9 protein-coding genes are annotated in these 11,001 nt (G+C 75.6%); 2 read left to right on the forward strand and 7 right to left on the reverse strand.

The annotated features are described in order from the left end of the window. The coding region (locus tag I6A81_RS20380; protein WP_203010274.1) for an AfsR/SARP family transcriptional regulator at positions 1-1,046 on the reverse strand (1,046 nt) is incomplete at its 3' end. A 206-nt stretch (positions 1,047-1,252) separates the two neighbouring features. Between I6A81_RS20380 and I6A81_RS20385 the strand changes: the two genes are divergently transcribed. Continuing rightward, positions 1,253-1,855, forward strand: coding sequence for an NADPH-dependent FMN reductase (locus I6A81_RS20385; protein WP_307874783.1), 603 nt, complete (start codon positions 1,253-1,255; stop codon positions 1,853-1,855). 139 nt (positions 1,856-1,994) lie between these two features. Here the strand turns inward: I6A81_RS20385 and I6A81_RS20390 are convergent, their stop codons facing one another. From I6A81_RS20390 to I6A81_RS45680, 3 genes are all read right to left on the reverse strand, one after another. Then, positions 1,995-2,774 (reverse strand): MerR family transcriptional regulator, encoded by a 780-nt coding sequence (locus tag I6A81_RS20390; protein WP_202999268.1) that lies wholly within the window; start codon positions 2,772-2,774, stop codon positions 1,995-1,997. Positions 2,775-3,123: 349 nt separating this feature from the next. Continuing rightward, the gene (locus I6A81_RS20395) at positions 3,124-3,669 is read right to left on the reverse strand and encodes an NADPH-dependent FMN reductase (RefSeq protein WP_202999267.1); all 546 of its coding nucleotides are present in this window, start codon (positions 3,667-3,669) and stop codon (positions 3,124-3,126) included. Between the two features lie 525 nt (positions 3,670-4,194). Beyond that, complete coding sequence (locus tag I6A81_RS45680; protein WP_238438475.1) at positions 4,195-4,602, reverse strand: hypothetical protein; 408 nt, start codon at positions 4,600-4,602, stop codon at positions 4,195-4,197. Positions 4,603-4,621: 19 nt separating this feature from the next. Here I6A81_RS45680 and I6A81_RS45005 point away from each other — a divergent pair, with 19 nt between their 5' ends. Continuing rightward, positions 4,622-5,245 (forward strand): expansin EXLX1 family cellulose-binding protein, encoded by a 624-nt coding sequence (locus tag I6A81_RS45005; RefSeq protein ID WP_307874784.1) that lies wholly within the window; start codon positions 4,622-4,624, stop codon positions 5,243-5,245. Between the two features lie 112 nt (positions 5,246-5,357). Here the strand turns inward: I6A81_RS45005 and I6A81_RS20405 are convergent, their stop codons facing one another. The 3 genes from I6A81_RS20405 to I6A81_RS20415 form a co-directional block, all read right to left on the reverse strand. Continuing rightward, the gene (locus I6A81_RS20405; protein WP_202999265.1) at positions 5,358-7,145 is read right to left on the reverse strand and encodes an ABC transporter ATP-binding protein; all 1,788 of its coding nucleotides are present in this window, start codon (positions 7,143-7,145) and stop codon (positions 5,358-5,360) included. Next, positions 7,142-8,875: an ABC transporter ATP-binding protein gene (locus I6A81_RS20410; RefSeq protein ID WP_202999264.1), complete on the reverse strand. Its 1,734-nt coding sequence runs from the start codon at positions 8,873-8,875 to the stop codon at positions 7,142-7,144. Before I6A81_RS20410 ends, I6A81_RS20405 begins: the two co-directional genes overlap by 4 nt. 165 nt (positions 8,876-9,040) lie before the next feature. Continuing rightward, positions 9,041-10,492, reverse strand: a complete 1,452-nt coding sequence (locus I6A81_RS20415; RefSeq protein ID WP_202999263.1) for an acyltransferase family protein — start codon at positions 10,490-10,492, stop codon at positions 9,041-9,043. Between the last annotated feature and the right edge of the window lie 509 nt (positions 10,493-11,001).

Consider the following 11,001-nt stretch of genomic DNA (forward strand, 5'->3'; position numbering starts at 1 on the left):
TGGTGCGCCGGGGGGGGTGGGGGGTGGGGGGGCTGGGGCGCGGGGGGGGCCGCGGGCCGGGCGCCCCCCGGCGGGAAGGACTCGGCCGGCCGCGAGGCCTCGGTCCGGGCCGGCGGCGGCCGCGGCCCGTTCGGCTCCAGGGACTCCAAGGGCTCCAAAGGCGCTGGCGGCTCGAGTACGCCGGATGGCTCGGGCGCGCGCGGCGGCCCGATGGCCCCGGCGGTCCCGCTCGTCGCCGTGGCGGGCGGGGCGGACGGTCCGAAGGACCCGGGCTCGGCGGGCGGGGGCGCTGGGGCGAGCAGGGACGGGTCCTGGCGCAGGATAGCGCGTTGCAGGGCGGCCAGGTCGGGGCTCGGGTCGAGACCCAGCTCGTCGCCGAGCCGGCGGCGCAGGTCCTCGTAGCTGTCCAGCGCCTCGGTCTGGCGGCCCGCCCGGTAGAGGGCCCGGATGTGGGCGGCGCGCAGCCGCTCCCGCAGCGGGTTCTCGGCGACGAGGTCACCCAGCTCCGCGGCGAGCAGGCTGTGCTCGCCGAGCTCGAGGCGGGCCTCGGCGTGCAGCTCCAGCACCGCGAGCCGCTGCTCCATGAGCCGGCTGACCGGGGCGCGGGCGAACTCCTCGTCGGCGAAGTCCGCGTACGGGTTGCCCCGCCACAGCGCGAGCGCCTCGGCGCACAGCGCGGCGCGGCCGCGGGAGTCGGCGCCGGCGAGCGCCCGCGCGGCGAGCGCCGCGAACCGGCGCGCGTCCACCGCGTCGGCGTCGGCGCGCAGCTGGTAGCCCGGCGGGCGGGAGGCGACCAGGTCCCGGCCCCCGGGCTCGGCGTCCTCGAGCGCCCGGCGCAGCTGCGAGACCCGGACCTGCAGCGCGGCGGTCGGGTTCGCCGGCTGGTTCACGCCCCACAGGTCGTCGACGAGCCGGTCGGTCGAGACCGGCCGCCCGTCGTGCGCGAGCAGGTCGGCGAGCAGCGCGCGGACCTTCGTGCCCGGGATGGTGACCGGCTCACCGGCGGCGTCCCACACCGCCAGCGGTCCGAGCACACCGAAGCGCATGGTCGTCAACATACCGAGGCGGAAATCCCCACCAGCCCGCCCGGGCCGCCGCCGATCTCCCATGGGACGCGGGATCCGCGCAGGGCAGCGCAAGTCGACGGTAGGCCGGCCGTAATCGAGGGTCCGCATCGTCTGGGTGGGGCGCTGGTGGGCCGACCTTCCAGGGCGGAACCGGCCGTCCCTGGCCTGGAAGGGAGAAACGGCCGGTGAGCGAGGACCGTGCGCCGAGGCGCGCGCTGCGGACGGTGGTCATCATCGGGAGCACCCGGGCCGGCCGGTTCGGCCCGACCGTGGCCGGCTGGTTCGCCGGCCGGGCTCGGCGGCGCGCCGAACTGTGCGTCGACGTGGTCGACCTCGCCGAGGCCGGCCTGCCCGACGCGCTCGTCGAGGACGGCGACCCGAGGCCGGCGCCGGTGGGCGCGCTCGCGACCCGGCTCGCCGCCGCCGACGCGTTCGTGGTCGTGACGCCGGAGTACAACCGAAGCTTCCCGGCCCCGCTCAAGACCGCCATCGACTGGTTCCACGAGGAGTGGCGGGCCAAGCCGGTCGCGATCGTGTCCTACGGCGGCGAGTCGGGCGGGCTGTATGCCGCGAGCCAGCTGCGCGAGGTGTTCACCGAGCTGCACGCCGTCGCCGTTCCCGGTGGCGTCGGCGTGGCGCGCTACTGGGAGCAGTTCACGGCCGACGGTGCCTGGCCCAAGCCGTCCGCCCCGTGCAACACCGACGCCGCCGCCCTGCTCGACCGCCTGACCTGGTGGGCGCACGCCCTGCGCGACGCCCGCGCCCTCCGCCCGTACCCGGCCTCCTGACCGCCGGGGCCGGGCCGCCGCCGCTCCGCGTGGCGATGCCCCGCCGCGCTGGAACGCGTCGCCCTGGCCGGCCGCGAGACCGGCCGGGACGACGCCCGGGCAAGCCGGCCGCGTGTCACGGCCGGTGTGCCGGCGCCGGTCAGATGTGGCTGACGGCGTTGGCGAGGATGGCGTCGTGGACGTACTGGGCGAGGCCCGGGGCGACGTCCTCGTAGACCTGGGTGAAGCGCTCGTCGGCGAGGTACATCTCGGCGAGGCCGACGTGGATGTCGTAGCCGCAGTCGTAGAACCAGCGGGTGATGTGCTGGCGGTGCTCCTCGGCCAGCGCCATCGCCTCTGGGCCGTCCGCCGGCAGCCCGGCCAGCAGCGCGTCGCGCCAGGCGCGCAGCGCCGTGTCGCCCTCGGCCTTCAGGCGCGCCCAGTCGTCCTTCGTGTAGGCCGCCGCCCGGCGCTGGGACTCCTGGTAGGCGTCGGTCTCGCCCCAGCGGCGCTCCGCCTCGTCGGCCCACTCGCCGCCGACCTTGTCGGTGCCGAAGACCTCGAGCTGCTCCTCGGGGGTCAGTCGCATGCCCATCGCGCGTGCCTCCAGATGTCTGTCGATCGCGGCGACCATCGCCACGAGCCGCTCGCCGCGCTCGATCAGCAGGTCCCGCTGCCGGCGCAGGTGGCCGACGGTGTCCACGTCCGGGTCGTCCACCAACAGCCGGACCTCGTCCAGCGGGAAGCCGAGCTCGCGGTAGACGAGCACCCACCGCAGCCGTTCGAGATCGTCCGCGCCATACACTCGGTATCCTGCGGACGTCCGTCCCGAGGGCCTGACCAGCCCGATCCGGTCGTAGTGATGCAAGGTCCGGACGGTGACCCCGGCCAACCTGGCGACCCGTCCGACGGTCAGGTCCTCGGCACTCTCGTCGTCCACGCGTCGACTCTCCGCCCTGACGCCGCGTCAGGGTCAAGCACGGGCGCCGCTCGCCGCGAAGCTCGACGGTGTCGCCCTCCGGACGGTGCCGGCGCGGCCCTCGTCCGCTTGTCCCACGCCGAGGCCAGGCACTGCTTCCGCGGCTTCCACCGCGTCGACCGCCTCGAGCCGGTCAACCGCCGCCGTCCGCGCGGCGGCGATGTCGGAACAGACCCGTGCCTCTCACCCTCGCGACCCTCGACCCGACCGACGCCGCCCGCCTCTCCCACATGACGGAGAACCTTCTGGCCGATCTCGGCGACCGGTCCAGCGGCGCGCGCTGAGGCCATGGACGGCGCCGCGGCGACGTTCAGAGCGGCGCCGCGGCCCGCAGCGCGACCAGTGCGAGCACCTCGGCCAGGGCGGCGCGCACCCGCTCGTCGCCGACCAGCCCGTCGGGCCCCACCGTTTCCCGGGCCACGAAGACGCGCACTGGGCCGGGCGTGACGACGACCGCGCCGACATAGCCCAGCACCGTGGCCAGGGCGGCGTCCGCGCCGCCGCCCCGCCCCTCGGCGGCCACGTTGATCCAGGCGACCGGCTTGCCGTAGAGCTCACCGCCCCCGACCGTCCAGTCGAGCAGGTTCTTCAGGCTGCCCGGCAGCGATCCCGCGTACTCCGGCGTACAGAACAGCACCGCGTCCGCCGCCTTGATGCGCCGGCTCAGCTCGGTCACGGCGGGGTGGTCCGGCTCGCGATCGTCGGGAACGAACGCCGGCAGCCGCGCCAGGTCCTCGTAGAGCTCGGCGATGACCCCGTCCGGGGCGGCCGCGCGCGCGGTCCGCAGCGCCGCGGTGTTCGTCGAGCCGCCACGCGTGCTGCCGGACACGAGCAGGATCCTCGTCTGACCGCCCACCTGTCATGCCCCTTCGCTTCGCCTGGGAGCGATGCGCTCCCGTGTGGCCAACGCGAGCCCCGAGCCGGTTACTCCGGTCCAGGACTCCGGGGAGCGTCGTCCCCCGGACACCCGCCCGGCGGGACGGATCCGGACAGCGCGACGGCCGCATGACGGCGGTGGCGGGCGACGGCGCGAGCCTTCCAGCGCGCAGGAAGGGAGCCTAGTCGCGGGCTCGCCGCCCGCGCCCGGCCTATCCCAGCAGGTCAGGGCTTTCTCAACGGCGGAATCACGGCCGTGGGGCGCGGCCTCGGCCGTCAGGGGGCCTGGTAGCCGGGTGCCACTCCGATGTCAACCGCTCGGGACGCACCTCGGGCCAAGCAGTCCCGCTTCTCGCGGCACTCGGCGACGCGGGCCTACGCGGCGGCTGTTTTGCCGAGATACAAGCAAAACCAATGGGGCATCTTCGACACAACATAAGCGCTATACATCGCCATGCATCCACCCTGCCGAGGTGCCGGCCCTCGACGAACATTCTGGCGCCCACTAGCGTCCCCTTTCGGAGGGGACCCCGGCGCCGGCTGCCCACGGCGCTCCGTCCAGGAGGCTTTCTCGGGTGTCATTTCTCCCTGCGCTCTTTTCCGCGGGAAGCGCGCCTTTCCGGCGTGCCTTGCCCGGCGTGGTGGCAGCGGTCGTCGTGGTCGTGGTCGCCACCGGCTGCCAGCCGCCTTTCGGTGGTCCGTCAGCCCAGCCGGCACCGGCCAGCGCCGGAACCTCGGCGCCGTCGTCGGCGGCCATCCCCACGACCGCCACCGACGCCACGGCCCAGCCCGCGACCCAGCCCGCGACCGGGAGCGCGACCACGGCCGCGCCGCCGCCGTCGACCAGCCCGCCGGCGCCGCGGCAGCCGACGGCGCCCGCCACGCCCAGGCCGTCCGCGGCGCCGTCCACCACCCGCCCGGCTTCCGGGCCGGTGCCCGTCGGCCCCGGCCGGATCCGACCGGGTGTCGCCTACTCCGGCCCGGCGACCCACTACGGCGCGGACGGCGGCGGCAACTGCATGTTCGACCGGCTGAGCGACCCCGCCATGCCGGTCGTGGCGATGAACGAGCTGGACTACGAGAACGCCCGCGCCTGCGGCGCCTACCTCGAGGTGACCGGGCCGGGCGGGAGCACGGTGGTGAAGGTGACCGACCGGTGCCCGGAGTGCGGCGCCGGCCACCTCGACCTGAGCCGGCAGGCATTCGACCGGATCGCCGGCGGCGTCCCGGGGCTGGTGAACGTCACCTGGCGGCTGGTCAGCCCGGCCGGCCTCGGCCCCGTCCAGTATCGGATCAAGGACGGGTCATCGGCCTACTGGCTGGCCATCCAGGTCCGCGAGCACCGCAATCCGGTCGTGTCGCTCGAGGTCCGGGTGAACGGGACGTGGGTCGCGCTCGCGCGCGAGATGTGGAACCACTTCGTCGCTCCCCAGGGCCTCGGCCCGGGACCGTTCACCGTCCGGATCACCGACCTGTACGGCGAACAGCTCGTCCACACGGTGAAGCTGGCGCCCGAGACGGTGCAGACCGCCGAAAGCCAGTTCGCCCAGCACTGAGCTCGGGCCGGATCCAGCGGCGGTAGCCGGCACGCCCGGACTTGTCCGGCAAAACGCGATCCGCGGCCCACGAATCTGCGGACAAGTCGGCGGGCGCCGAGAACGTGAAGGCTCAGGGGCTCGCCTGGTGCGCGGGCTCCCTTCCGGTGAGCTCCTTCCCGACGGGCGCCTTCCCGCCGCCGAGCAGCCTCCAGCCGCGGGCACGGCCGCGTTCCCGCCAGAAGGCGGCGTACCGCCCGTCTCGGGCCAACAGCTCGGCGTGCGGGCCGCACTCGACGACGCGGCCGCCGTCGAGGACGGCGATCTGGTCGGCGCGGATGATCGTGTCCAGCCGGTGCGCGATGACCAGGACGGTGCGGTGCGCGGCGAGCTCGGCCAGGGCCGCGTGGACGGCGGCCTCGTTCTCGGTGTCGAGCGAGGCGGTGGCCTCGTCGAGGAGCACGATGGGCGCGTCCTTGCACAGGGCACGGGCGATGGCGACGCGCTGGCGCTCGCCACCGGACAGCAGCCGGCCGCCTTCGCCGACGCGGCTGGCCCAGCCGTCCGGAAGCCGGGCGACGATGGAGTCCACCTGGGCGCGGCGGGCGGCGTCGCGCACCTGCTCCGGCGTGGCGTCGGGGTTGCCGAAGCGGATGTTGTCCTCGACGGTGCCGTCGAACAGGTAGACGTCCTGGAACACGAGCGCGAGGTGACCGAGCAGCTCGCCGCTGGTGAGCTCGCGGACGTCGACGCCGCCGACGCGCACCGAACCGGAGTCGACGTCGTGGAAACGGGCGATCAGCTTGGTGACGGTGGTCTTCCCCGAGCCGGAGGCGCCGACGAGCGCCGTGGTGCGGCCGGCGGGGATCGTCAGCGTCACTCCGGTGAGCACCTCGGGGCCGCCGGGGTAGGCGAAGCGGGCGTCGACGAGTTCGATTCCGGCGTGGCCGATCCGGGGTCCGGCCGCCGGCTCCGGGAGCGGCGCGACCGCCAGGAGCTCCTCGATCCGCTGGGCGGAGGCCTGCGTGGCCCGCAGCGCGCCGCCGAGTCCGACGATCGCGTCGAGCGGGCGCAGCAGGCTGATCCCGAGGACGACGAGAGCGATCATCCGGGCCGGGCCGAGCTGGTCGTGGGTGGCCAGGCCAAGCCCGGTGAGCAGCAGGGCGGTGAAGGCGAGCTGGATGCCGAGCTCGCCGAGGTACTCGCCGGGCAGCGAGCCGAGGATCTCGCGCCGCGCCGCCCGGTGCTGGCCGGCCAGCGCCTCGTCGAGCGCCGCGCGGCCGGCGGCGGTCTGGCCGGTGGCGCGCAGGGTCGGCTGGGCGCCGGCGAACTCGACCAGCCGGCTGCCGGCCTCGGCGGTCGCCGCGTGGTGCGCCGCCTCGGTGCGCTCGGTCAGGCGCCGGCCGACCGAGAGCGCGACGAGCACGACCGGGACGGCGAGCAGGGCGGCGAGCCCGACCCGCCAGTCGAAACCGAGCAGGAACACCGCGATCGTCGCCGGCGTCAGGACGGCGCTGATCAGGGCCTGGGCGAGGAAGACCGTGTGGGCCACCCGGGTCACGTCACCGATGATCAGTTGCGGCACCTGGCCGGCCCTCGGCCCGTCGAACCAGCCCAGCGGCAGGGTCAGGAGCTGGTCGCCGACGCGGGCGTAGAGGTCCGCGCGCCAGGCCGAGGACAGCCGCAGCGATCCCGACCCCATGTAGTAGTGCGCGACCCAGCCCGCCCCCGCCGCGGCGGTGAGCGGGATCAGCCACCACGCCGCGTCGGCCGCGCGGCCCTCGAGCAGGGCGGTCAGCAGCGGGACGAGCACCCCGAAGGCGACGCCCTCGCCCACGGCATAGCCGGCCACCGCCGCCAGGTAGCGGACCAGCGGCCGGCGCTGGCCGGCGGGCAGGAGGGCACCCAGTCGGCCGGTCATGGCCGGCCTCCCTGCTGGGCGTGCCAGAGCTGGGCGTAACGCCCGTCGGCGGCGAGCAGTTCGTCGTGCCGGCCTCGTTCGACGAGGCGCCCGTCGTCGAGGACCAGGATCTGGTCGGCCTCGGTGATCGTGTACAGGCGATGCGCGATCACGAGCAGGGTGCGGCCGGCGGCGAGCGCCGCCAGCGCGTCCTGGATCGCGGCCTCGGAGTCGGGGTCGGCGAACGCGGTGGCCTCGTCGAGGACCACGATCGGCGTCCCGGCGAGCAGGGTGCGGGCGATCGCGACCCGCTGCGCCTCCCCGCCGGACAGGTGGGCGTCCTCGCCGGCCACCGAGTCGTAGCCCCGTGGCAGGGCGAGGATCCGGTCGTCGACGGCGGCCGCGCGGGCCGCGGCGCGCACGGCGTCCTCGGTCGCCGCCGGGTCGGCCAGGGCGATGTTGTCGCGGATCGAACGACGCAGCAGGACGACGTCCTGCAGCAGGAACCCGACGTGGCGGTACAGGTCGTCCCGGTCGATGTCACGCAGATCGGCGCCGCCCAGCCGGATGGCGCCCTCGCCGACGTCGGCGAAGCGCGCCAGCAGCATGGCCAGTGTCGACTTGCCCGCCCCGGACGGCCCGACCAGCGCCGTCACGGTGCCCGGGGCCAGGGTCGCGGTGACGCCGCGCAGGACCCGGTGCGCGTCCTGGTAGCCGAAGTGGACGTCGTCGAACTCCACCGTCAGCGGCTCGCCCACGGCGCGGGCCCGCGCGGGCTCGACGGTGGCCTGGCGGGGCTCCCGCAGCAGGTCGCCGATGCGGCGGGCCGCCGTCCGGGAGCGGACCCGCAGGTCCTGGGCGAGGTAGATCGGGGTGAGCTGCTCGAACAGCCCGACGCCGAGCAGGGCGAAGGCCACCAGGTTCACCGGGTCGCTCCACCCGGCCGCGACCAGTCCGGTCCCGGCGGCGGTGACCGCGCAGACGACGGTCGCCGGGGCGACCGTCGCCCGGGCCACGGCGCGCGGGCGGACGAAGATCCGCTGTGCCCGCTCGTCGGCGTCGACGTACTCGGCGGCGGCCGCGGTGAACCGGGGCGCTCCCCGGCCGCCCGCGAAGGCCTTGACGACGCTGATGCCGCGCACCGTCTCGAGCACGGCCGCCGTCAGCTCGGCGCCCGCCGCCGCGACGCGCCCCACCTCGTCGGTCGCGCGGACCTTGAGCCGCATGCGGATCGCCTGGGCCGCGCCGACCAGCGCCACCGTCACCAGGGCCAGGGACCAGTCGACCCAGAGCAGGTAGCCGACCACCACCGCCGGGCCGGCCACCGCCGCGGCCAGGTCGCCGCGAGCGTGCGCCACCGCGTGGTGCAGCGTCGCCACGTCGTCCTGCGCCGTGGTGCGCACCTGGGCCGACACCCCGCCGGCGAACCAGCTCAGCGGCAGCGCGCTCAGCTGGTCGGTCAGGCGCCGGCGCAGCAGGTAGGCGAGGTCCGCGTCGGCGAGATGGCTGAGCAGGCTCGCCGACGCGTACAGCGCGAACCGCGCCACGAGCAGGCCGACCGCCACCCACGCCAGCGGCCACACCGGCTGCCCCGATCCGTTCAGCAGCCGGCGCGCGATCTCGACCAGCACGACCGCCGGCGTGACCGCGAGCGCCGCGGCCAGCGCCTGCAGGCCGGCCGCCACGGTGACGCGTCCGCGCACCGGCCGCCGCAGCTCGGCGAGATCAGCCACCGCCAGGTCGGCGGCCATCAGGCACACCCCACGGGGCCCACGCCGGGCCCGTGGAACACCCGACCGGACGGACAGGCGAACCGCCGCACCGAATCACTCCTCACCTGACCAGGACAGCAGGGTCATGGCACAGGTTAGGCATACCTAACGACATGTGCGCGGAATCCGGACGCGCACGCGTACCTACGCCTCGGAGCCGCGGTCGCCGCCGTCGCCCGTGACCGCCGCCAGCGCGGGCTGGCGACGCGGCGGGCTCGCGCGGGGTGGCCGAGGTGGCGGGTCGGCGGGCCGGCGCCGCAGGACGGGCCGTTCGAGCAGGTAGTACGACGCGGCCGCGAGGACCACCGAGAGGACGCCGACGGCCAGGATCGCGGGCCACCGGCCGAACTCGCCGGTCAGGTCACGGCCCCAGTACGCGACCACCGGGAAGTGCCAGAGGTAGAAGCCGTAGGAGATCCGGCCGAGCCAGGCCAGCGGCGGGGCGGCGAGCGCGCGGAACAGCCAGTTCGTCCCGCGCCCCTGCTCCACGGCGAGCACGACGGCGCCGGCCAGCAGCGCGACCACGGTGTAGCCGCCGTAGGACAGCGCTGTCGGCCGTGGTCCCCAGCCACTCGGCGCGGTCATCGCCGCCACCGCCAGCAGCGCGAGCGCGGCGGGACCCGCCACCGGCAGGAAGGGCGTGACGCGGTCGAGCCGGCGCCGCCAGGCGAACGCCGCGGCGTTCTCGCCGGCCGGCCCGCGCCGTGCCGCGCGCAGCCAGGCGGCCAGCGCGCAGCCGACCAGCAGCGCGTCCGCGCGGGTGTCCAGGGCGAAGTACATGCGCGTCGCCGACGCTCCTGACGCGATCAGCACGATCCGCCACAGCACGACGACGGCCGCCCCGCCCAGCAGCACCATCGGCAGCCGGCGGGCCAGCCGCGGCCGGCGGCACAGCGCGACCAGCACCAGCGGCCAGAGCAGATAGAACTGCTCCTCCAGCGACAGCGACCAGGTATGCCCGAGCCAGCCGGCCCCCGTGCTCTGGCGCACCACCTGGACGTAGTTGTTCACATAGAGCAGCGACGCGGTCAGGCTGCCGAGGAACTCGGCGCGCTCGCCCGCCGTGCCGACTCCCAGCAGGACGACCACCGTGAAGCCGACGAGGGCCAGCAGCCAGAACGCGGGCAGCAACCGGTACGCGCGCCGGAGGTAGAACCGGCGCAGCGACACCGCACCGGTCCGGTCCCACTCAGCCAGCAGCTGCCCGGTGATCAGGAAGCCGCTGAGCACGAAGAACACGTCGACGCCCAGGTAGCCGCCCGGCAGGGAGTCCATGTGGAACACGAGCACGCAGAGCACCGCGAGGGCCCGGATGCCGTCCAGCGCCGGGTTGTAGCCGCCAGGCCTGGCGGCACCGCGCTCCGGGGCCCCGCTCGCCCGGGCGGCTCGCTCGCGCGGACCGGGCGGGCCGTCAGGGCCGTTCGGCCGAGTGCCCGGCCACGACTGGCCGGGGAGGCGCGGTGCCTGGCCAGGGAGGCGCGGCGGCGCCGGGCCGGCCAGCAGGATGCCCGTCCGGCGGTCCGCCGCCGGGTGTGCCGGTATCGCCAGGTCGGCGCGGCGTGGTCCGCGTACCGGGTCGCCTTCGCGCTCAGCCATGCGCACTCCCCTCAGAACTGTCGGACTGCCCGTTACCTGGCCTTTTGCACGCTTCTATCCCGCCAACCTTGGCGCTTCCTGTCAGGTGGACCTGGCGGCCGCCGCCACGGAGCCGGCCATGGGCGACCCAGCCGCGCCTCATCGAGCACATCGCCACCCGCCCACCGGCACAGGTCGATCTGTCGCCGTCCGCGCGGATGTCGCCGGCAGCAGCCGATGCGGCGGTCGCGCGCCAGGCCGGTGGCGACGGTGGCGCCCCGGCTCCCAGCGGACACCGCGACCGATCGCCGGGGCCCCGCGGCGGCAACGCACCCGGCCGCGGCATGCGCCAGATCACCGTAACGCGACAATCACTATCAGTAACATTCTCGCCAGCCCCGGTCACGGGCGCGAGCCAGGGGAGCGCCCCCGCGGGTTCCGGCGCCGGGCTCACGGTCGGCGGCGGCCCGCCCCGGGCCCGGGGGCCCCCCCCCCCGGCCCCCCCCCCGCCGGGACCCCCCCCCCCCCCC

Origin of the sequence: Frankia nepalensis (genome assembly GCF_016786325.1) — a bacterium.
GTDB lineage: Bacteria > Actinomycetota > Actinomycetes > Frankiales > Frankiaceae > Pseudofrankia > Pseudofrankia nepalensis.

Excerpts from the sequence above, each read along its gene's own strand:
- I6A81_RS20415 (WP_202999263.1), bottom strand. The coding sequence starts at position 10,492 with ATGGCTGAGCGCGAAGGCGACCCGGTACGCGGACCACGCCGCGCCGAC.
- I6A81_RS20405 (WP_202999265.1), bottom strand. The coding sequence starts at position 7,145 with ATGACCGGCCGACTGGGTGCCCTCCTGCCCGCCGGCCAGCGCCGGCCG.
- I6A81_RS20410 (WP_202999264.1), bottom strand. The coding sequence starts at position 8,875 with ATGGCCGCCGACCTGGCGGTGGCTGATCTCGCCGAGCTGCGGCGGCCG.